The sequence below is a fragment of the Dactylosporangium sp. NPDC050688 genome, from assembly GCF_040654515.1.
Classification (GTDB): domain Bacteria; phylum Actinomycetota; class Actinomycetes; order Mycobacteriales; family Micromonosporaceae; genus Dactylosporangium.
In genome coordinates this window covers 1-20004 of the sequence record NZ_JBFAIC010000004.1, presented here as the reverse complement: position 1 = coordinate 20004, position 20004 = coordinate 1, and the positions used below count along the sequence as shown (strand labels likewise).

Here is a 20004-nt window from a genome sequence, read left to right as displayed (position 1 = left end):
GTGGTGGTCAGCCGCGCCAGTCGAAGCCCGCCTCGACGACGATCTTGTCGGCGGTGGCCGCGATGCGGTCGGCGAATTTGTTGGTGTGGTGCCCGCAGAAGGCCAGGTCGCCGGCGGCACCGAAGGTCACGCGAGCCTTGGCGGCGGCACCACAGCTGTCGCAGCGCTCCCCCGTCAGCTCGGGGACGACGTGAACGGCCGGGCGCGAGATCAGCATCGGGGTCATCTCAGTCTCCTCGAGTCGAAGCGGTCAGCTGCTGATTGAAATGCGGCTTTTCTGGGTGTTGCGCCTTACCTACCTAACAGTACGTTCGCCTCTTTTGAGCGCCTAGTTCGTAAGCGTTGGCATTTGGTCACTGCCTGGTTGCCGACTTTGGCCGTTCGTCTGATGCATCACGCGTGAACGCCACATACCCCTCCGGCAACTTCTCGACACCAACCGCCCAGCCAGGCGGCCATGCGCCTGGAGTGCGCTCAACCCTCGCTCAGCCTGCGTTCAGCGTGTCCACTGTGGACAGAACGGCCGCGGGGCGGGCACCCGAACGGCAACGAACGGCGACCCAGGGGTGTAACCCGGGGTGCCGAATCTTGTGGAGGTCCGGATGACAACGCCGGACGGCACCACCGCTCCACAGGATTCGCAAATCCCGAGGAAGGGCCCAAATAGATGATTCGCCGCCACGCCCGCACATTGATGCCGCTCGCCGCCCTCGCCATCGGTGCCGCCGCCGGCACCGTCGTCCTCTCCGGCAACGCGGGCGCCGAGACCACCGACATCATCCGCACCGGTGCGGGTGAGGACGGCTACAGCTCCAGCAGCCGCCCGACGTACAACTTCGGCGCCTCCAGCACCCTGGTCGCGGGCCGCTCCGGCGGCGACACGATGATCACCTACCTGAAGTTCACCGTCGCCTCCCCCGGCACCGGCGTGACCGTCAAGAACGCCCAGGTGACCCTGACCCGCGAGAGCAAGGCGCTGCCGGGCACGCTGGCGCTCAGCAAGGTCGCCGACACCAGGTGGACCGAGAAGACGCTCTCCGCCAGGAACGACCCGGCGCTCGGCGCGACCGTCAGCACCGTCAAGCCGAAGAGCAACGCGGCCACCGTCACGTTCGACGTGAGCTCGGTCGTGAAGGGTGCCGGCACGTACACGTTCGCGGTGACCTCGAAGGTCGCCAACACCCCGGCGCGGTTCCGGTCCTCCGAGGCCACCGCGGGGCGGCCGAGCCTGAACCTGACCGTGGTCCGCCCGGCCGCCACCAAGCCGCCGGTCACCACGCCGCCGTCGACCACACCGTCGACCACGCCGGCGAAGCCCCCGGCGACCTCGCCGTCGACGAAGCCCGTCGAGACCACGCCGGCCACGCCCGCCGACTGCGTCGTGGACGCGAAGCTCGTGCCGTCCTGCGGCGTGCTGTGGGGCGCGGCCGCCGGCGGCTTCTCCGACGTGCCCCGCGACGAGGCGCTGAAGACGTTCGAGCAGAAGACCGGCCGGACGTCGACGGTCTACCACACCTACCACAAGGGCGACGAGCTCTTCCCGACCAAGGCCGAGATCGCGATGACCAGCGACCCGGCCAACCCCCGCACCCTGATGCTCAACTGGAAGGTCGGCTACGGCACCAAGTGGGCCAACGTCGCCAAGGGCGACCAGGACGCCCGCATCGACCGCCTCTCGACCTACATCAAGACCAACTACGGCACCAAGAAGTTCTTCATGGTCCTGCACCACGAGCCGGAGAACGACGTCGTCGCCACCGCCGGGTCGGGCATGACCGCCAAGGACTACGCCGCGATGTTCCGCCACACCGCGCTGCGCATGAAGGCCAATGGGGTCACCAACGCCGTCTTCGTCGTCGCCTACATGAACTACGAGAAGTGGAACAACAGTCCGTGGTGGGGCGACCTCTACCCCGGTGACGACGTCGTCGACTGGGTCGGCATCGACACCTACAACAACGCGCAGCCCGGCGGCTTCCACTACGGCGACTTCAACTACATGATGAACCGCACCAACGACAAGGCGAAGTTCCCCGGCTGGTACACCTGGGCCACCACCAACCACCCGAGCAAGCCCATCATGGTGGCCGAGTGGGGCGTGTACGACTCCTCGCCGACCGTCGTCGGCAAGAACAAGGCCGACGTGTACGACACCGTGCTGCCGCAGCTGGCGAAGCTGCCGCAGATCAAGGGCCTGGTCTACTTCGAGACCGCCAAGGACCAGAACGGCCACGACATCCGCATGGACGACACCCCGGAGGCCCTCGCCGGCTTCCGGAAGATCGCCGCCGACCCGCGCTTCAACGTGAAGCTCTGATCCTTCGACGCTTGCCGAAAGGCCCGCCCGGACTCCGTCCGGGCGGGCCTTTTCCGTATGCCGGCGGGACCGGGCACGCGGCCCGCGAGACCTTGCCGGGCAACAAGAACCGGCCGCCGCCCCGGTGGATGCGCACCGTTCGCCCGACGCGGCCGGCGGGGCCGGCGGGGCCGGCGCTGCGGGCAACTTCGCTGCTCCCGAGCGGGTCCCGGGCGTGCCACCGGAGCGGCCGAATCTTGTTTCTGCAAGGCAATGACGAAGAACATGAAAGCAAGGGATGTAGACATATGTTGAACCGCCGCATGCTCACCGTCCTGACCATGACCGCCGCCGCTGCCGGCTCCTTCTCCTTCGCGTCCGCCGCCGCGGCCGCCCCGGCCGAGGGCACCGTCCGTGGCACGGGCGAGGCCGGGGTGATGAAGGACCGCTACATCGTGGTGATGAAGGACGGCTCGACGACGACCTCGGACGCCCTCGCGGGCAAGGTCGGCGGCTCGGTGAGCGCGCGGTTCAACAGCACGGTCAAGGGCTTCTCCGGCACGATGAGCGCGACCGCCGCCCGCCGGCTCGCGGCCGACCCGGCCGTCGCCTACGTGGAGCAGGACCGCATCGTCAAGGTCGAGGCGACCACGCAGACCGGCGCCACGTGGGGGCTGGACCGCATCGACCAGCAGGCCCTGCCGCTGAACGGCAGCTACACGTACGGCCCGGCGAGCAACGTCACGGCGTACATCATCGACACCGGCCTGCGGGCCGGCCACAGCGAGTTCGGCGGGCGGGCCCGGTCCGGCTACGACTTCGTCGACAAGGACGCGGACTCCACGGACTGCCAGGGCCACGGCACGCACGTCGCCGGCACCGTCGGCGGCGCCACCTACGGCGTGGCCCAGGACGTCAAGCTCGTCGGCGTCCGGGTGCTGGACTGCCAGGGCAGCGGCTCCTACTCGCAGATCATCGCCGGCGTCGACTGGGTGACGAAGAACGCGGTCAAGCCCGCCGTGGCGAACATGAGCCTGGGCGGCTCGGCCGGCAGCACCCTCGACGAGGCGGTCAAGAAGTCGATCGCGTCGGGTGTCACCTACGCGGTCGCCGGCGGCAACGACTCCGCCAACGCCTGCACCAAGTCCCCGGCCCGCCTGCCCGAGGCGATCACGGTCGGCGCGACCGACAGCAAGGACGCCCGCGCCAGCTTCTCCAACTTCGGTTCCTGCCTGGACATCTTCGCGCCGGGTGTGAGCATCCTGTCCAGCGCCAACAGCAGCAACACCGGCACGACCAAGATGAGCGGCACCTCGATGGCCACCCCGCACGTCGCCGGCGCGGCCGCGCTCTACCTGGCCGGTCACCCGACCGCCACCCCGGCGCAGGTCCGTGACGCACTGGTCAACAGCGCCGTGACGGGCGTCGTCACCGGCGCCGGCAGCGGCTCGCCCAACAAGCTGCTCAACACGACCGCCCTGATCCCGGCGCCGGACACCACCCCGACCACGCCCACCACGCCCACCACCCCGACCACGCCGCCGACCACGCCGACGACCCCGGTCGCCTGCGCCGCGGTCTCCAACGGCACCGACGTGTTCATCGCCGACCGGGCCGTCGTCACCAGCAAGGTCACCGTCGCCAACTGCGCCGGCACCGCCGCCAAGGCCTCGACCGTCAAGGTCTCCGTGCGCCACGCCGACCGCGGTGACCTGCGCGTCGACCTGATCGCCCCGGACGGCACCTCGTACAAGCTGAAGAGCTCCATCTCCGGTGACAACGTCCGGAACCTGAACGCCACCTACACCGTCGACCTGTCCGGCGAGACCCGCAACGGCGTGTGGACCCTGAAGGTGTCCGACATCTTCGCCGGCGACACCGGCACCCTGGACAGCTGGACCCTGACCGTCTGAACCCACCTCCCCCGGTGACCGGTGGCCCCCCGCGACCTCGCGGGGGGCCACCGGCGTTCCCGCAGCCCACCGGAAAATCGCTGAAATCTTGCCAGGACCGTGGGGACGTTGCAGAAACCGCGAATCGGTCTCAACTAGGGCGTACCCGTCGGTACCGTGTTGGGCATCCGAGAGCAAGGGGGGCCACCATGAGTACCGCACGTGAGTCCATCGAGGTGGCCGTCCCGGCCGGGGTCGCGTACGAGCAGCTCACCCACTTCGAGAACTACCCGCAGTTCATGTCGGGAGTGATGAGCATGGCGCCGATCGACGCCTCGACCGCGCACATGGTGCTGGACCTCGGCGGCAACCGGGCGGAGTTCGACGCCAGGATCACCGAGAGCCGCCCCGGGGAGTTCCTGTGCTGGGAGGCGACGGACGGCCCGCAGGTCAGCGAGGCGCTGCGGCTGGAGCCGATGGCCGACGGCATGACCAGGGTGATCGCGGAGCTGCAGATCGACGCCCGCGAGCTGATGCCGGCTGAGCAGCACGCCGTCGAGGTGCTCAACCGGCGGCTGAAGGCGGACCTGAGGGGGTTCAAGCGCTTCTGCGAGGAGGCCGCGACGAAGGCGGCCGCCAACCGGCCGGTGACGGCGACCCCCGCCACGATCGCCCGCGGCATCGCCTCGTCCTCCGGCATGACCCACGCCAGCAACGAGCGGCCGCCGCAGCGCCCGCCGGCCGCCGGCAACCTGGGGCCGATGCAGCACACGCTGGACCGGGGCGCGGCGAGGAGCAAGCAGACGCGCTTCTGACCGTCCGAGCCCTGTGGACGCCGGCCGGTCGGCCGGCGTCCTTTTGGATCGGGCGATATCACCCCTAAATGCCGCATATCATGAAGTCTCAAGGTCAACGGAAGTGAGGACCCATGACCGGTCCGGAGCGCAGCGGAGGGCCGGCATGACCGCGATCCTGGTCGCCGACGACGACGTGGACATCAGGGACCTCGTCGCGTTCAAGCTCGAACAGGCCGGCTACGACGTCGTCGCCGTCGACAACGGGCTGGCCGCGCTCACCGAGGCGACCCAGAACCCGCCGGACCTCGTCGTGCTGGACGTCATGATGCCCGGCATGTCCGGCATCGACGTGTGCCGCCAGCTACGCCAGGACGCCGGCACCAAGGCCCTGCCGATCATCCTGCTCACCGCGCGCGCCCAGGAGGGCGACGTCGAGGTCGGCTTCGGGGCGGGTGCCGACGACTACATCGTCAAGCCCTTCAGCCCCCGGGAGCTGGTGAGCCGGGTCGAGGCCGTGCTGGCGCGGATGCGCACGTGACGCTCGCCGGCGCCGCCGTCGTGGCGCTGGCGGTCCTGCTCGTCGCGGCCCTGGTCTTCGGCGGGCTCATCGTCGGCGGGCGGGCCGTGCGCCGCGCCCGCGAGGCCCGCCGCGCGAAACTCGCCACGCCCGCCCGCCGGCTGCTGCTCGCGATCACCGCCGGCGACGACGACCCCGAGCAGGTCGAGGCTCTCGTCCGGCTGCCCGACGAGGTCTGGCACGCGGTGGAGCCCAACGCGATCGCCCTGCTGGGCAAGGTCCGCGGCGAGGCGCACACCACGCTCGTCGACGTGTTCGAGCGCCGCGGCGCCGCCTGGCGGGCCCGCAGCCAGCTGCGCCGCCGCGACCCGGTGGCCCGCGCGCAGGCCGCCGAGGTGCTGGGCAACCTCGGCCGCAGGGACGCCCTGCTGCCGCTGTGCGACCTGCTCGGCGACCCCGACCCCGACGTCCGGGTGGTCGCCGCCCGCTCGCTCGGCCGCATCGGCGACGCCGGCGCGACCCAGCCGCTGCTGGCCACCCTCGCCAGCCGGCGCATGGTGCCCCAGCAGGTCGTCGCGACCGCACTCACCCGGCTCGGCACCGCGGCGCAGAACGCCCTGCTGGCCGGCCTCGACGACCCGCGGGCGCCGATCCGGGCGACCGCCGCCGAGGTCCTGGGTCTCATCGGTGCGACGGGCGCCACGGTACGGGTGGAGAGCGCGCTGCGCGCGGACCCGTCAATCGACGTCCGGGTCAGCGCCGCCCGCACGCTGGGGCGGCTCGGCACCCGGACCGCCCTCGCCCCGCTGCTCCACTCGCTCGGACCGGACCGGCCCGTGGCGCTGCGCGCGGAGGCCGCGAAGGCGCTCGGCGAGCTCGGCGCGGTCACCGCCGCGGCCGCGCTGACCGGGTTGCTGTCCGACGTCGAGTACGTGGTGGCCCACAACGCGGCCCGCTCGCTGCTGCGCCTCGGCGGCGCCGGCCGGGCCGCCCTCGCCGCGGCCGAGCACCGGGCCGGGCGACCATCGTGTCCTGCTCGCCGCCGCGCACGCCCGGGAGGCTCTGGCCGCGGCCGAGCTCGACGACCACCGCAGGCAACTCGTGCCATGATTGCCGACTGGGTCCGGCAGGTGCTGACCGTCACGGACGTGTGCATCCTGACGTACTTCCTGCTGATCAACTCCAGCTACCTGGTGCTGATCGTGCTGGCCTCGGCCGAGTTCGTGCACCACATGCGGCGGGTACCGTTCGCCGGGCACGAGGAGACGTACCGCAGCCCGCTCACCCAGCCGGTGTCGGTGCTGGTCCCGGCGTACAACGAGTCGGCCGGGATCGTGCATTCGGTCCAGGCGATGCTGGCGCTGCGGTACCCGGTGTTCGAGGTCATCGTCGTCGACGACGGATCCACCGACGACACGTTCGAGCGGCTGCGGGAGGAGTTCGGGCTGGTCGAGGTGCCGCGGGTCGTGCCGGACGCGACCCCGACCCGCGGGCGCATCCAGTCGGTGCACGTCCCGCGGGAACGCCCCGACCCCCTGGTCGTGGTACGCAAGCAGAACGGCGGCAAGACCGACGCGGTCAACACCGGCATCAACGTCGCCCAGTACCCGCTCGTCTGCATGGTCGACGCGGACTCGGTGCTCGACCCGCAGGCGCTGCTGTCGGTGGCGAAGCCGTTCGCCGACGACCCGCTGCGCACCGTGGCGTCCGGCGGGGTCATCCGGGTCGCGAACGGCTGCACCGTCGTGGCCGGCCGCATCGTCGACGTCCGGATGCCCCGCGGCTGGCTGCCGAGGGTGCAGGTGGTGGAGTACCTGCGGGCATTCCTGCTGGGCCGCACCGGGTGGTCGCGCATCGGCGGGCTGCTCATCATCTCCGGCGCGTTCGGCATCTTCCGCCGGGACCTGCTGGTGGAGGTCGGCGGCCTGGACCACGACTGCATCGGCGAGGACGCCGAGCTCGTCGTGCGCCTGCACCGGCACCTGCGCCGGCAGCGGCGCGACTACCGCATCGTGTTCGTCGCCGAGCCCGTGTCGTGGAGCGAGGCGCCCAGCTCGCTCAAGGTGCTGGGCAAGCAGCGCCGCCGCTGGCACCGGGGCATCACCGAGATCCTCGGCAAGCACCGCTCGATGATCCTGAATCTGCGGTACGGCCGGATCGGGCTCGTCGCGATGCCCTATTTCGTGCTGTTCGAGCTGCTCGCGCCGATCGTCGAGCTGGCCGGGGTCGTCCTGGTCCCGCTCGGGCTGTACGTGGGCGCGATCGACGCCACGTTCGCCCTCGTGTTCGTCGGCGTCGCGTACGGCTACGCGCTGCTGATCAACCTCATCGCGCTGACCGTGGAGGAGTACTCGTTCCACCGGTACCACCGCTGGACCGATCTGATCGCCTCAGTGCTCGCCTCGATCCTGGAGAACTTCGGCTACCGGCAGCTGACCGCGCTGTGGCGCACGATGGGCATGTGGGCCGCGATCCGCGGCGGCAAGCACGAATGGGGCCAGATGACCCGGACCGGCTTCCAGACCGTGCTGACCCCGCCGGCGTCCGCCGCTGGTCCCGGCGGGAGCGGCCGGGACCGGGCGCCGGTCACCGCCGCTGAGGACGCTCGCGTGGAATCCTGACCGTGAACGTGGTGCCGGCGCCGACGACGCTGTCCACGGCGACCTCGCCGCCGTGGCCTTCCACGATCGTCTTGGTGATCGCCAGCCCGAGGCCGGCGCCCTGGACCGCCTCGCGGACCGCGAACGTGCCGCGGAAGAACCGGGTGAAGAGCTGGCGCTGCTCGCCCGGGTCGATGCCCACGCCGGAGTCCCTCACCTTGATCACCACGTCGGCGCCCTCGGGCCGCGCGGTCATCTCGATCAGCCCGCCGTCGGGGGTGAAGTTGACCGCGTTGACCAGCAGGTTGACCAGGGCGCGCTGGAGCTGCTCCGGGTCGGCGTCGATGGTGCCGAGCCGCGGCGCGATGGCGAGCTCCAGGCGGTGGCCGCGGCGCCTGGCCCGCGGCTCGACGTCGGCGTGCGCCGCCATCAGCACCTCGGTCAGGTCGGTGGGGGCCAGCGCAGCGCCTGCGACGCGGCCATCCGGTCGGCGACCCGGCCGAGCTGGATGCCGACGTCGGCCATGATCTCCAGCAGCCGCGCGTCCGGCTCGACCGGCTCGTGCGTGAAGAACTCCAGCACCGCGGAGGCGACGCCGCGGGCGATGACCGGGAAGGCGATGGCGGCGCCGACCCCGTCGAGGGCGCCGGCGAGCGGGGACCTGATGAAGTTGCCGTCCTTGGTGACGTCCGGGCTCCACACGGGCCGGCCGCTGCGGGCCGCCTGGCCCACGATGCCGCCGCCGAAGGTGAACCGGAACCCCTCGATGGCCGCCCGGAGCCCGGCGAAGGAGCCCGGGTCGTCCTCGTACCAGATGTCGGTGGACACGAAGACCCTGCGGTCGCGCGGGTCCGGCAGGCACAGGTGGCCGGCGCTCCAGCCTGTGGCGGCGCAGACCGCCCTGATCACGGGCAGGCCGGCGCCGGCGATGTCGTCGGCCTCGTTCGCGATCCGGGTCGCCTCCTGCAGCAGCGAGACCAGGACGAGTTCGCGATCCTTCGGCACATCTTCGATCGTAAAGTCGGACCCGCCGTGATCAGCCCGTTTCGGGGGGATCGCGGCGGGTCCGTGACGCAGGTCGGGGCAGGTCGGGGCAGGTACCGGACGTTCAAGCCGTGGCGGGCGAGCGGTGCAGCGCCGCCACGATCTCCCGCACGTACCGGTAGACGCCGACCTCGCCGGCGCGCACGCCGTCGCTGACCGCGACCAGCCGCACGCCGCCCTCGACGCACGCCTGGGCGAAGCGCAGGCCGGGCAGCCGGTGCCGCTCGCTGATCTCCACGACGGTGCCGTTGAGCCGGCACGCCTCGACCAGCTCGGCGATCGCCGAGTCCGGCACCGCGGCCTCGTCGATCCCGGCCCGGGCGAGGAAGTCCAGGGGGCGGGCGAGGCGGGTCGGCGCGTAGCGGGAGACCCGCTCCACGGCCAGCCCGGTCACGGTGACGACCTGGTCGATGACGTCCAGGGCGCGCATGGTGCCGTTGTCGATGAGCCCGCGCACGGCGTCGGGGCTGAGCAGGCCTGCGGGCAGCGGCAGGCGGTTGAGGCCGACCGAGATGACCTCCAGGCCGTTGAGGTCGGACGGGAACGCCAGCCAGCCGTCGATGCCGATCGCCTCGACCTCGACGCCGCGGCGCAGCACCACGTCGGTGCGCTGCTGAGCGCGCTGGATCGAGGCCAGGTACGGCGACAGCCAGCTCGTGTCGGGTCCGACCCGGTCGGCGAACGTCACCTCGGTCAGCCCCGCCTGCTCGGCGCTGGCCACGAGGACGCTGACGCTGTCCCGGCCGGACGAGAAGGCGGTGTGGACGTGGCCGTCGGCGGCAAGGTCGATCATGTGGGCTCTCTTCCCTGGGGCTGGCTGCTTCCACTCATCAGGTTGCCCGGTCCGTGTCCCCTGTCCGGTCCCGCGCAGTTGCGCTTGGGTTGACGCCGGCGCTATTCACCGGCGCGGTCGAGCACCGGGCGGCGGTAGCGGTACCCGAACCCGCGCACCGACTCGATCGGTGAGGCGTCGGGGTCGGTCCAGCCGAGCTTGCGCCGCAGCCGCAGCACGGCGAACTTGACCCGCTCCGGCCCGATGCCGGTCGGGTCGTCCCATGCCTGCGCGAGCAGCTGGTTGGGCGACAGCACCGCCCCGGCGTGCCGGACGAGCACGTTGAGCAGCCGGAACTCCGTCGGCGTGAGGCGCACCTCGTCGCCGGCGACGAACGTGCGCCGGGCCGCCGGGTCGATGCGCAGGACGCCGTCGTCGTACACCTCGTCGGCCCACGACGCTGGTCCGGCGCTGCGCCGCAGCAGCGCCTCCACTCTCGCCACGAGCTCGGCGTTGGTGAACGGCTTGGTGAGGTAGTCGTCGGCGCCGCCGCGCAGGCCGCGCACCTTGTCCGACTCCTGCCCGTGCGCGGTCAGCAGCAGCACCGGCACGTCACTGACGTCCCGCAGCCGCTCCAGCACCTGCCAGCCGTCCATGCCGGGCAGGCCGATGTCGAGGATGACGAGCTCCGGACGCTCCGTGTACGCGTCCCTGAGCCCGGTCCTGCCGTCCTTGGCGTGTGCGACCTGGTGCCCGGCCCGCGTCAGCAGCAGGCGCAGCGCCATGGCGATATCTGGATCGTCCTCGACGACGAGAAGCCGGCTCACGATCATCCCCCGTTTCGTGCTGGTCGCGAAGGCAACGACAGCGTGACCGTCGTGCCGACCCCTTCGGTGCTGGCGACGCTGATGCCGCCGCCGTGCAGTTCGACGATGGCCCGGCTCACCACGAGCCCGAGCCCGGTGCCGGGCATGACCTGCCGCCCGACCGCCGCGGCGACATTGGAGCCGCGGAAGAATGCGCTGAAGAGCCGGGGCAGGTCCGCCGCCGGGATGCCGACCCCGGTGTCGGCCACAGCGATCGTCCAGCCGTCCTCGGTGGGCCCGGCCCGCACGGTGACCTGCCCGCCGCTCGGCGTGAACTTGACCGCGTTGCTCACCAGGTTGTCCACCACCTGGTGCACCCGGGTGTCGTCGCAGACCAGCTCGGGGCCGCCGGCGCACTCGAGCACCAGGTCCAGGCCGGCCGCGAGCGCCGCCGGGGTCCGCTCCGCGACGGCGACCGCGAGCAGCTCCGGCAGGCGGGTCGGCATCGGCTTGAGCTGCAGGGTGCGAGCCTCCAGCCGGGACAGCAGCAGCAGGTCCTCGATGAGGCGCAGCAGCCGGTTGGCGTTGCGGTCGATCACGTCGAGGTACGTGCGCTGGTCCTCGGACAGCTCGCCGGTGCTGGCGTCGCCGAGCAGGTGCGCGAACGCCACGACCGAGGACAGCGGGCCGCGCAGCTCGTGCGAGACGGTGGCGACGAACTCGTTGTTGAGCGCGGTCGCCTCGATCAGCGCCCGGTTGCGCTCCTCCAGCCCGCGGCTGCGCTCTTCCAGGCCGCGGCTGCGCTCCTCCAGGCCGCGGCGGACCGCGACCCTGGCGGTGGTGTCGCGCAGGTGCACGAGCGTGCCGGAGTCGGACTCGCCGGGGCCGGCCACCGGCACCAGGTCGACCTCGAGGACCCGGCCGTCGGCGAGCGGGAGTTCCTCGCCGACGATCGCGGTGCGCAGGCGGAACGCCTCGCGCAGCCGCTCCGCGCGCGGCGAGTCCGGGTCGAGCCGCTCGACCACCCGGCCGATCACCGCGGCCCAGTCCAGCGGGTCGTCGCGGTGCTCGCCGGCCGGGCCGGCCAGACCGGTGTCCAGCAGCCGGTGCGCGGCCAGGTTGGCCAGCCCGACCCGGCCGCCCTCGTCGAGCAGCAGCAGCCCGTCGTCCATCGTCTCCACCAGCCGGGCGAGGCGCTGCTGCTCCACGCGCGCGTGCCGCTCGGTCTCGCGCTGGCGGGTGACGTCGATGCCGAAGAAGGCGACCGTGCCGACGTCGGCGGCGTCGACGAAGCTGCGGGCGGCGACCTCGATGATGCGCCACCGCCCGGTGGCGGTGCACAGGCGCAGGTCGACCGTGCCGACCGGGTGCCGGCCGCTGCAGCAGGTGAGGAACATGGCGACGGCCGCCGGCCGGTCGTCGGGGTGGATCAGGTCGACGATGCGGTAGTCGCCGGGTCTGTGCCGGTCGTACCCGAGCACCGTGGTGAACGAGTCGGACAGCGCGCTCCACCCGCGGGACGGGTCGACGGTCAGGATCATCGCCCGGGCGCCGGCGGTGATCGCCGCTGCGAGGGGCGAGCCGTGCATCGGCGGGGGCGGCACCGCCCGGCAGGGTTGGGCGAGGACGCGGTCGGCGGCGGCCGCGATCTCCGCGGCGGCGGCGAGCAGCTCGGTGCGGGCCGGCGCGGCGCTGAACTCCACGCGCAGCTCCTGCCCCCACTGCGCGGGCCCGACCGGCAGCCGCTCCAGCAGGTCGAGCTCGCCGAGGACGGGGGTCAGCGCGGAGACGATCTCGGCGGACCGCACCCCGGAGAACCCGCGTAGCTGCGCGACGAGGCGCTGCGCGTCCACCACGGTCGTCGCGTTCGCGGCACGGACCACCAGGTCGACCACGGCGCCCTCGATAAGGCCCGTGTCAACCAGACGGTCGGTCTCTCCACGCAAAGCTCTCCTCGGCCGGCAGGCAGCGCGACACTCGCTGCTTACTGTCGGTACACACATATACTACGCAATGTAATGACATGTCCTGTAACGTTTCCGGAGGACCGAGGGGGTGCTCATCGCTGACGACACCGCCACAGCAACCACCGCACCGGCCGACGCGCCGGGCGGGCGGGGCATGCACGAGCTGCGGACCGAGTTCATCCGGGTGGCCGCGCACGAGCTGCGGACCCCGCTGACGTCGATCATCACGTTCGCCAACATGCTCGACGCCGCCGACGAGGTCCTCACGCTCGACCCGGGCGACCGGCACTCGGCCCTCACCGCGATCCGGCGCAACGCCGAGCGCATGCAGCTCACCGTCGCCGACCTGATGCTGCTGGCCGAGCTGGAGGCCGCCGAGGCGCCCCTCGACGCGGTCCGGGTCGACCTGCAGCCGCTGCTCAACGAGGTCACCGGCGGGCTCGCGGTGGCGCTGCACATACCCCCGGCGGCCCACCTCTTCGGCGACGAACCGCTGCTGCGCCAGCTGCTGCGCACCGCCGTCGACGTCGCCGGCGTCGTCAACGACGCGGACCGGCCAATCACCGTCGCCGTCTCCCGCGCCGCGGAGCTCTGGACGGTCCGGGTCACCGCCACGGTCGCCGGCCCGCTCAGCGCCGAACGGCTGCTGTCCATGCGCATCCCGCACCCCGAGCACCCGGGCGAGCACCGCACCGGCGCGCTCGCGCTCATGCTGGGCCGGGAGATCGCCGCCCGGCACGGCGGCGGCATGGTCACGTCGGTGGAGCAGCACGCGGTGACGGTGACCATCACGCTGCCGCACTCCGTCCCGCATCCCTGACACAGGATGTCAGGTGCGTCCGGCAGACTCCGGCGCATGGGAAACAGGACCGTCGCGCCGTTCGACATCGAGGGCTGGGAAGAGGACGTGTACGACGAGCGCCCCGGCGCCCGCCTGTCGCGCACCAGGATCACCAAGACGTTCACCGGTGACTTCACCGGCACCAGCGAGGCCGAGACGCTGATGTGCCGCGCCCCGGTCGAGGGGTCCGCGGCGTACGTCGGCTTCGAGCGCCTCACCGGCGCCCTGCACGGGCGCACGGGCACGTTCGTGCTGCACCACACCGCGTCCGGTTCCGGCGGGCAGCGCGGCGGCTCGTGGACGGTCGTGCCCGACACCGGCACCGGCGAGCTGACCGGCATCAGCGGCGCCGGCGAGATCGTCATCGCCGAGGACGGCGCGCACACCCTCGTGCTGGAGTACGAACTGGGCTGACGGTCGACGAGACACCGGGCGGCGGCACCACCGTACGCATCACGCTGCCGCGCCCCTGACGCCGCTCCCGGCCGCGCGCTCGGCGGATCCACCGCAGGAGCGGACGGTGTCCACCGGTGTCCGATTGTCCTGCGGTGCAGCATGGTTGCCGACGAGCGCAGGTCGATTGCAGCACCTGGCGACCCGGCGATGCCCCCTGCCACGCTTACCTGGCAATGATCCACGCCGTAAACGTGCAGGCCACGGCACACCTTCCCGAGGAGCCCAGATGACGATCCGACTGGTCGCCGTCGATGAACACGTCCTTCTCCGACTCGGCCTCAACCGTGTCGTGGCGACCGTCCCGGACATCACTCTGGTCGGCGAGGCCGGCAGCGCCGCCGAGGCGGAACGGGTCGTCGCCGAGACCCGGGCCGGCGTGGTCACCATCGACGCGTCCCTGGCCGACAGCGACGGCATCGGTCTCGCCCGCCGGCTCCGCGCCACCAGCCCCGACCTCGGCGTCGTGCTGCTCAGCGCGGTCAGCGACGACAACCTGCTGTACCGCGCCCTCGACGCCGGCCTGTCCGCCTACGTCACCAAGGCCGCGCCCATCCCGTCGGTCCTCGCCGCCATCCGCCACGCGGCGGTCGCCCCGCACTCCTTCACCGCGCCCGGCCTGTCCTCCGCCCTGTCCCGCCGCCGCGGCCAGACCGGCCTGCTCAGCCAGCGCGAGCAGGAGGTCCTCTCCCTCATGCGCGACGGCCTGAGCCTGCCCACCATCGCCCAGCGCCTCGCCGTCTCCGAGGCCACGGTGAAGACGTACGTGTCCCGCCTGTACAGCAAGCTGCGCGTCAACAACCGCTCCCAGGCCCTGATGGCCGCCGTCAACCAGGGCCTGCTGGTCTCGGTGGACGCCGCCTGACCCTGCCCCTGCACCACTCCCCGCACGACGGACGCGGACCGGCTCCCCCTTGCCGGTCCGCGTTTTTGTCGTACGGCGGCGCCATGCTGGGTTGCCGGTGCCGGTCTGGACGCGGCTACGACCGCAGTCCGAGCACGCTGTGCAGGATCAGCCCGGCCGGGATGTCCGAGTGCCCGGACTCCAGCGCCGTCAGCGCCACCAGCTCGGCCCGTAGCGCCGCCGCCGGCTCGCCGAGCACGATCGCGGTGAGGACGAGCTCGAGCAACACCCGGTCGTAGTGGTCGCTGCCTCGCCGGTACCGCGCAGCGTCGGACTCCACGACCCCCGCCGCGACGCGCCACCCACGACCGGCCACGGGCTCGAACGTCGCCTCGAAGACGCTGTGGCCGGTCCAGCTGCGGTGCAGGAACGCCACCCGGTCCTCGACGAACACGTCCCACTTCTCGTCCATGTCGTCGGCCTGGTAACCGAGCCGGATCCGTTGCCACTCCTCGTCGGACCACGTCCGCTCCGGCACCGCCGCCATCACCACCGGCGCCGCGATCGGCGCCACGCGCAACGACGCCCGGATGACGGGCTCAGTCTCGGCCGTCGGCAGATCCTACGGACCACCCTTGGACCACGGCCGGCGGCGGCCACGCCCGGGATGAACCGAGCATGACCGCCGCCACGAATGCCGTACCAATCTGTACCGGCGAGCTCGCCGGATTGTTCCGTGCCTGGTCAGAATGCTTAAACGGCCAGGTCGTACTGGTAGAGGTTGTACTTCGTCATCAGGTTGACCAGCTTTGTCGTGTACAGCGGGTCGGTGGCGTAGCCGCCCTTGTGGACCTCGGCGACGAACTGGTTCGGGTTGTTCGTGTAGTTGAACGCGGCCGCGTAGCGGCTCAGGTTCTTCAGCGCCATGCCGTGGTCGGTGAAGGAGGCGGCGGCCGTGGCGTACGTGCGGAACGTCGCGACCGTCGTGCTGCACACGCCCGCGGCGTTGCACTCCTGGGTGCTGTAGGACTTGCAGCCGGAGGCGTACGAGCCGGGCGCGTTGTTGAAGCACTTCATGCCGAAGAAGTTGCGGTCGTTGGCGGACAGCGAGCTGCGGCCCCAGCCGGACTCGAGGATGGCCTGGGCGAGCGTGACCGAGGTCGGCACGCGGGTGTCGCGCTGGCTCTGCTGGGCGGCGGGGATCGAGGCGGCCAGGAACTGTTCGTTGGTCATCGTGCCGGTCGGGCCCATCGGGACCGTCGCGACGGGCGCGGCGACCACGGCCGGGGCCGGCGCCGGGGCGGGCGGCGGGATGACACAGGTGGGCAGCTTCGGGTTGCCGGAGACGTACGCGTGGGAGATGAAGTCACCGAGCGCGAGCCGGTCCCACTGGGCGGTGCGGCGCACGTTGCCGCGCAGGTACTGGCCGCTGACCTTGCAGGTGACCGTGACCTTCTGCTTGTTCTTGATCTTGCGGGTCTGCGTGAACCAGTTGGCGGCGCCGTTGCGGGCGGCAAGGCTGCCGCTGACGCGGACCGAGACGACGGCCGCGTCGGCCGGGGCGGTGGTCACGACGAGCGTCGTCGCCGTCGCGGCCAGGGCCATGGCGGGCACGAGGACAAATTTCCTGAGATTGCGCAACATGAACTGATCTCCCATGAGGGGTGGGTGGTCCCCTCAAAGGTCGTCAGTCCGGGTAGCGCGGCCAGGTCCCGGCGGGGTGCCGGGGCGTTGCGGCCGGAAGCTCCACTGTAGACAGCGTTCAGTTGGTACCGTACTGCTGCTTGAGCGTCAGATAGTCGCCGAGCCCGAGTCCCCGGTACGCCGTGGAGCAGTCCGGGAGCCCGTCGGTCATCGTCTGGGTGCCGTGCTCGGCGAACGCCACGTGCCCGAGCCCGAAGGCATGCCCGAACTCGTGGGTGACCGTACCCTCGAGATCCCACCGCGACGCGCAGTCCACCGGCGTCGTGGTGAAGAACAAGCCTTCGGTGTCGTCGATGAGGATGTCGGTCTCGACGCTGCGGCCGTTCTCCTTGCCGCCGAACCACCAGATGCAGGTGACGGCAAGCAGCCCCCGCTCCAGCCGCCCGAACGAGACGGCGTTGTGACCGTCGCGCTCGCCGCAGCCGCCGGCCGCGGTCACCCCGGCCTTGTGGTCGGTGCGGCCGGCGTACGACTCCTCGATGCCGAGGTTCGCGGGCAGTCCGCAGTCGTTGCGCCCCGTGTCCACCGTGGTGGCGGCGCTGCGCAGCGACTCGACGACCTTCGCGCGGTCGCCCAGGTACGCGGGGATCGTCTGCTCGTTGATCCGCCATCGCAACGAGTTGCGCCAGCGCATGCCGAGCCACGTCCCGGCCGGGTCGGCACACCGCCCGCCGCTGTCCGCGGCGCCGGGCGGCTCGCCGACCGGTGGACCCGGGATGACCGGCAACCAGCCACGCGCGACCGCGGCGCGTGACACGTTCACCGACGCCACGGGGGCCGTCAATGAACCTGCCACGAGGACCAGCGCGAGCAACTTTGCCAGACCAGTGTCGATCTTTGGCACAGACTCATTCTGGTCCGCGCGCCACCCCGAAGGGGTGACTTTCCGCAAACAAGGTGCCGACATGGCTCGCTAGATGCCCTTCTGCCGCCTTCCGACACCTGCGCGGCAACCCCATGTCAGGCGTTCATCCCCCGCTCACCGCACCCCGGCTGGACAGCACCGGCTGGTCACGTTCCGTCATGCTTGGCGTACCGAAGGCCACCCGAGGGAGTCGAGGATGATCAACCTGATCGCCAAGCTGCACGCCCGTCTGGTGCGCGAGGACCGCGGCGCCGCCACCCTCGACGTCGGCCTCGCCGCCATCCTGGTCGGCGTCACCGCCGTGGCCGCGATCACCCTCATCGGCGGCGACGTCACCACCTGGTAGCCAGCCCTGCGGTGCCGCCCGGCGCGGCGCCGCGTCCGCCGGTTCCTTCTGGCGGCGGTCATGCCCGGTTCACCCCGGGCGTGGCCGCCGCCTGCATTCCGGGTGCGGCGAATGCCGCCGCTGGGGCTGTCTGCACACCGCCTGCACAGCGGCGCGTTACCGGGCGGCGGCCACAAACTGGCACGGCGGCCGCTCGCCCGCAGAAGGGGTACGGAAATCGGTTCGCCAACCCCAACTTCGCTACCCCTTCCGTGAAGCGGAGGCTGCTCGACGGTAACCGCCGGGCAGACAGCGTCGTATTTGCGGTGGGTGTCATCAAAGTGCTGGTTCCGATGCGTGTTAGGGCTGACCCCGTTGAACGCATCCGGAAGGCGCGATGACGTGACGTTCGAAGAGTTCGTGGCGGCCCGGCTCGGCGTCCTCGTGCGCTACGCGACGGTGGTGACCTGTGATCCGGACCTGGCCCAGGACATCACGCAGGACGTGCTGATCAAAGCCGGGACACGCTGGTCCCGGATCGGGCAGCTGGACACCCCGGAGCAGTACCTCAAGCGCATGGTGGTCAACGAGTTCCTGTCCTGGCGGCGGCGGCGCGCGGCGCAGCTCATCCCGCTGGCCCGCGAGTCACTGGACAGCATGGCGGCACCGGCCCCGGATCCCAGCGGGCCGCGGGACGAACGCGATGCGATGTTGCGGCTGATCGCCGCGCTGGCTCCCCGGCAGCGGGCGGTCATCGCGCTGCGGTTCTACGAGGACATGTCCATCGACCAGATCGCCGACCTCATCGGTTGCCGGCCGGTCACGGTCCGCACCTATCTTGCCCGCGCGCTGGCGACGCTGCGCGAGGCGTTTCCGGCCCATCGAGTCATGACAGGAGACCAGGTATGACCACGCCCATCGAGGACCTGATCCGGGCGGCCCAGCAACGCCAGGCAGAGCGTGCGCACGGGCCCGACCGGCTGCTGACCGAACTGCCGGCCCGGGCCGCCCGGCAGGCCCGCCGCCGCAGGTACCAGACACTCGGCACCGTCGCTGTGGCCGCTGCCGTCGCCGCGGCCCTGACCGTCCCGGCGTTCGGGTTGCGAAACGGCACGAGCGGTGCGCCGTCACAGCCGGCAGCACAGCCGTCCTCGGCCGCCACGCCCGCCGCGACATCGACATTCCCGCCGGTCGCGCTGCGCTACCGGCCCACCTGGCTGCCGCCCGGCCTCACCGAGCGGATCCGCACCGGGCAGCCCGTGTCCGCCGGGAACGACTCGCCGGCCAGCATGCTGCGCGTCTGGACCGACCGGCCGGTCGGCACCGACGGTGCCGGTGTGCCCGCCCAGCTCGTCATGAGCATGCGGCAGGCCAGCGGCACCAACGACCCGCTGGCCAACACCGGCGTCGAGGTCGACATCAACGGCACGTTGGGCTACTACCACGCCAGCGACAAGCCGTACGTGGAGTGGCGTGCCGACGCCGGCACCGTCGTGGCGCTGCAGCAGCACGAGCTGAACCTGTCCCAGCACGACCTGCTGAGGATCGCCCGCTCGGTCCAGCCCGATCCGGCCCAGCTGCTGGTGCCGCTGCACGTGGGTTGGCTGCCCGACGGCATGAACGTCATCACCGGGCAGGTCAGCGGCGACTCGCCGGCCGCATGGATGGCCATGCTCGGCGCCCACCAGCAGCCCACCTCGGGCAGCTCCGCCTCGAGCCAGCGCAGCATCACCGTGTCCCTGAGCCCGACGACCATCGCACCGGCCGGCGGCCGGAGTCTGACCGTCAACGGGCACCCGGCACGACTCGTGATCCGTACCGACCGGCCGATGGACATGCGGTACGTCGTCGTCGACCTCGGCGATGGCCGGAAGCTGACGGTGTCCGGCGTGTCGCGGGCCGACCCGTTGACCGACGACGATCTGATCCGGGTCGCCGAGCACGCCGCACCGTCCGATCCCGTCGACGTCGCCTGGATCGCCACCCCGTGATCCCGTCAGCGCACCGGCAGCCGGCCTGACCCGTCAGCCTGGCGGCCGGTGCGGCCGATCCAGCGAATCAACAGTTCCGTGCAGAAGTTCCGTGCAGAGAGGAAGGTTCATGGACGTCGTCCGTGCCCCGAGCCCGGGCAGGCAGGCCCCACAGCAGTGCTATTCCGGTGTCGTGTGGATCGACCGGGACGTCACCGGTCCGGAGCCGTCCCGGCTGCGGACGTTCCAGGCGCAGTTCAGTCCCGGCACGCGGACGGCCTGGCACCGCAGCCCGTACGGACGGATCCTGA

Annotated in this window: 21 protein-coding genes; 12 read left to right on the top strand and 9 right to left on the bottom strand. The window is 71.6% G+C overall.

All coding sequences use genetic code 11. The features are described from left to right. Positions 1 to 7: 7 nt before the first annotated feature. Positions 8 to 226: a hypothetical protein gene (locus AB0H83_RS05670; RefSeq protein WP_033364102.1), complete on the bottom strand. Its 219-nt coding sequence runs from the start codon at positions 224 to 226 to the stop codon at positions 8 to 10. A 441-nt stretch (positions 227 to 667) separates the two neighbouring features. Between AB0H83_RS05670 and AB0H83_RS05665 the strand changes: the two genes are divergently transcribed. The 5 genes from AB0H83_RS05665 (at position 668) to AB0H83_RS05645 (ending at position 8123) form a co-directional block, all read left to right on the top strand. Then, entirely contained in the window at positions 668 to 2317 is a 1650-nt protein-coding gene (locus AB0H83_RS05665) for a DNRLRE domain-containing protein (RefSeq protein ID WP_360087383.1), read from the top strand. Positions 2318 to 2604: 287 nt separating this feature from the next. After that, positions 2605 to 4209: a S8 family serine peptidase gene (locus tag AB0H83_RS05660; RefSeq protein WP_360087380.1), complete on the top strand. Its 1605-nt coding sequence runs from the start codon at positions 2605 to 2607 to the stop codon at positions 4207 to 4209. A 188-nt stretch (positions 4210 to 4397) separates the two neighbouring features. After that, positions 4398 to 5003, top strand: a complete 606-nt coding sequence (locus AB0H83_RS05655) for an SRPBCC family protein (protein ID WP_360087377.1) — start codon at positions 4398 to 4400, stop codon at positions 5001 to 5003. A 145-nt stretch (positions 5004 to 5148) separates the two neighbouring features. Beyond that, the gene (locus AB0H83_RS05650; RefSeq protein ID WP_360087374.1) at positions 5149 to 5523 is read left to right on the top strand and encodes a response regulator; all 375 of its coding nucleotides are present in this window, start codon (positions 5149 to 5151) and stop codon (positions 5521 to 5523) included. Continuing rightward, positions 5520 to 8123 (top strand): HEAT repeat domain-containing protein, encoded by a 2604-nt coding sequence (locus AB0H83_RS05645; RefSeq protein WP_360087371.1) that lies wholly within the window; start codon positions 5520 to 5522, stop codon positions 8121 to 8123. The genes AB0H83_RS05650 and AB0H83_RS05645 overlap by 4 nt, the downstream gene beginning before the upstream one ends. On the opposite strand, the gene AB0H83_RS05640 is transcribed toward AB0H83_RS05645, so the two are convergent. From AB0H83_RS05640 to AB0H83_RS05620, 5 genes are all read right to left on the bottom strand, one after another. Next, positions 8089 to 8532 (bottom strand): ATP-binding protein, encoded by a 444-nt coding sequence (locus AB0H83_RS05640; protein WP_360087368.1) that lies wholly within the window; start codon positions 8530 to 8532, stop codon positions 8089 to 8091. The genes AB0H83_RS05645 and AB0H83_RS05640 overlap by 35 nt on opposite strands. 11 nt (positions 8533 to 8543) lie before the next feature. Next, the gene (locus AB0H83_RS05635) at positions 8544 to 9107 is read right to left on the bottom strand and encodes a GAF domain-containing protein (RefSeq protein WP_360087365.1); all 564 of its coding nucleotides are present in this window, start codon (positions 9105 to 9107) and stop codon (positions 8544 to 8546) included. A gap of 103 nt (positions 9108 to 9210) precedes the next feature. Then, positions 9211 to 9939, bottom strand: a complete 729-nt coding sequence (locus AB0H83_RS05630) for a hydrolase (protein WP_360087362.1) — start codon at positions 9937 to 9939, stop codon at positions 9211 to 9213. A 101-nt stretch (positions 9940 to 10040) separates the two neighbouring features. After that, positions 10041 to 10751 (bottom strand): response regulator transcription factor, encoded by a 711-nt coding sequence (locus tag AB0H83_RS05625; RefSeq protein WP_344512041.1) that lies wholly within the window; start codon positions 10749 to 10751, stop codon positions 10041 to 10043. Then, positions 10748 to 12619 (bottom strand): ATP-binding protein, encoded by a 1872-nt coding sequence (locus tag AB0H83_RS05620; protein ID WP_360087359.1) that lies wholly within the window; start codon positions 12617 to 12619, stop codon positions 10748 to 10750. The genes AB0H83_RS05625 and AB0H83_RS05620 overlap by 4 nt, the downstream gene beginning before the upstream one ends. A 160-nt stretch (positions 12620 to 12779) precedes the next feature. Between AB0H83_RS05620 and AB0H83_RS05615 the strand changes: the two genes are divergently transcribed. From AB0H83_RS05615 to AB0H83_RS05605, 3 genes are all read left to right on the top strand, one after another. Further along, complete coding sequence (locus AB0H83_RS05615) at positions 12780 to 13511, top strand: HAMP domain-containing sensor histidine kinase (protein ID WP_360087356.1); 732 nt, start codon at positions 12780 to 12782, stop codon at positions 13509 to 13511. 36 nt (positions 13512 to 13547) lie between these two features. Further along, the gene (locus tag AB0H83_RS05610; RefSeq protein WP_360087353.1) at positions 13548 to 13946 is read left to right on the top strand and encodes a DUF3224 domain-containing protein; all 399 of its coding nucleotides are present in this window, start codon (positions 13548 to 13550) and stop codon (positions 13944 to 13946) included. A 268-nt stretch (positions 13947 to 14214) separates the two neighbouring features. After that, entirely contained in the window at positions 14215 to 14850 is a 636-nt protein-coding gene (locus AB0H83_RS05605) for a response regulator transcription factor (RefSeq protein WP_360087350.1), read from the top strand. 115 nt (positions 14851 to 14965) lie between these two features. Here the strand turns inward: AB0H83_RS05605 and AB0H83_RS05600 are convergent, their stop codons facing one another. The 3 genes from AB0H83_RS05600 to AB0H83_RS05590 form a co-directional block, all read right to left on the bottom strand. After that, a complete protein-coding gene (locus AB0H83_RS05600) occupies positions 14966 to 15403 on the bottom strand; it encodes a hypothetical protein (RefSeq protein WP_360087347.1) in 438 nt (145 codons plus the stop codon). A gap of 179 nt (positions 15404 to 15582) precedes the next feature. Continuing rightward, the gene (gene gsmA / locus AB0H83_RS05595; protein WP_360087344.1) at positions 15583 to 16473 is read right to left on the bottom strand and encodes a sporangiospore maturation cell wall hydrolase GsmA; all 891 of its coding nucleotides are present in this window, start codon (positions 16471 to 16473) and stop codon (positions 15583 to 15585) included. A 118-nt stretch (positions 16474 to 16591) separates the two neighbouring features. After that, positions 16592 to 17296, bottom strand: a complete 705-nt coding sequence (locus AB0H83_RS05590) for a hypothetical protein (protein ID WP_360087341.1) — start codon at positions 17294 to 17296, stop codon at positions 16592 to 16594. A 298-nt stretch (positions 17297 to 17594) separates the two neighbouring features. Between AB0H83_RS05590 and AB0H83_RS05585 the strand changes: the two genes are divergently transcribed. From AB0H83_RS05585 to AB0H83_RS05570, 4 genes are all read left to right on the top strand, one after another. Beyond that, positions 17595 to 17744 (top strand): hypothetical protein, encoded by a 150-nt coding sequence (locus AB0H83_RS05585; RefSeq protein WP_360087338.1) that lies wholly within the window; start codon positions 17595 to 17597, stop codon positions 17742 to 17744. A gap of 381 nt (positions 17745 to 18125) precedes the next feature. Further along, entirely contained in the window at positions 18126 to 18632 is a 507-nt protein-coding gene (locus tag AB0H83_RS05580) for a SigE family RNA polymerase sigma factor (protein WP_360087335.1), read from the top strand. Beyond that, the gene (locus AB0H83_RS05575) at positions 18629 to 19714 is read left to right on the top strand and encodes a hypothetical protein (protein WP_360087332.1); all 1086 of its coding nucleotides are present in this window, start codon (positions 18629 to 18631) and stop codon (positions 19712 to 19714) included. Before AB0H83_RS05580 ends, AB0H83_RS05575 begins: the two co-directional genes overlap by 4 nt. 109 nt (positions 19715 to 19823) lie before the next feature. Then, positions 19824 to 20004 (top strand): hypothetical protein (locus AB0H83_RS05570; protein ID WP_360087329.1); only part of this gene is annotated, 181 nt, incomplete at its 3' end.

Coding starts and splice junctions, on each gene's coding strand:
- AB0H83_RS05670 (WP_033364102.1), bottom strand. CDS start 226: ATGACCCCGATGCTGATCTCGCGCCCGGCCGTTCACGTCGTCCCCGAG.
- AB0H83_RS05665 (WP_360087383.1), top strand. CDS start 668: ATGATTCGCCGCCACGCCCGCACATTGATGCCGCTCGCCGCCCTCGCC.
- AB0H83_RS05660 (WP_360087380.1), top strand. CDS start 2,605: ATGTTGAACCGCCGCATGCTCACCGTCCTGACCATGACCGCCGCCGCT.
- AB0H83_RS05655 (WP_360087377.1), top strand. CDS start 4,398: ATGAGTACCGCACGTGAGTCCATCGAGGTGGCCGTCCCGGCCGGGGTC.
- AB0H83_RS05650 (WP_360087374.1), top strand. CDS start 5,149: ATGACCGCGATCCTGGTCGCCGACGACGACGTGGACATCAGGGACCTC.
- AB0H83_RS05640 (WP_360087368.1), bottom strand. CDS start 8,532: ATGGCGGCGCACGCCGACGTCGAGCCGCGGGCCAGGCGCCGCGGCCAC.
- AB0H83_RS05630 (WP_360087362.1), bottom strand. CDS start 9,939: ATGATCGACCTTGCCGCCGACGGCCACGTCCACACCGCCTTCTCGTCC.
- AB0H83_RS05625 (WP_344512041.1), bottom strand. CDS start 10,751: ATGATCGTGAGCCGGCTTCTCGTCGTCGAGGACGATCCAGATATCGCC.
- AB0H83_RS05610 (WP_360087353.1), top strand. CDS start 13,548: ATGGGAAACAGGACCGTCGCGCCGTTCGACATCGAGGGCTGGGAAGAG.
- AB0H83_RS05605 (WP_360087350.1), top strand. CDS start 14,215: ATGACGATCCGACTGGTCGCCGTCGATGAACACGTCCTTCTCCGACTC.
- gsmA (WP_360087344.1), bottom strand. CDS start 16,473: ATGTTGCGCAATCTCAGGAAATTTGTCCTCGTGCCCGCCATGGCCCTG.
- AB0H83_RS05585 (WP_360087338.1), top strand. CDS start 17,595: ATGATCAACCTGATCGCCAAGCTGCACGCCCGTCTGGTGCGCGAGGAC.
- AB0H83_RS05575 (WP_360087332.1), top strand. CDS start 18,629: ATGACCACGCCCATCGAGGACCTGATCCGGGCGGCCCAGCAACGCCAG.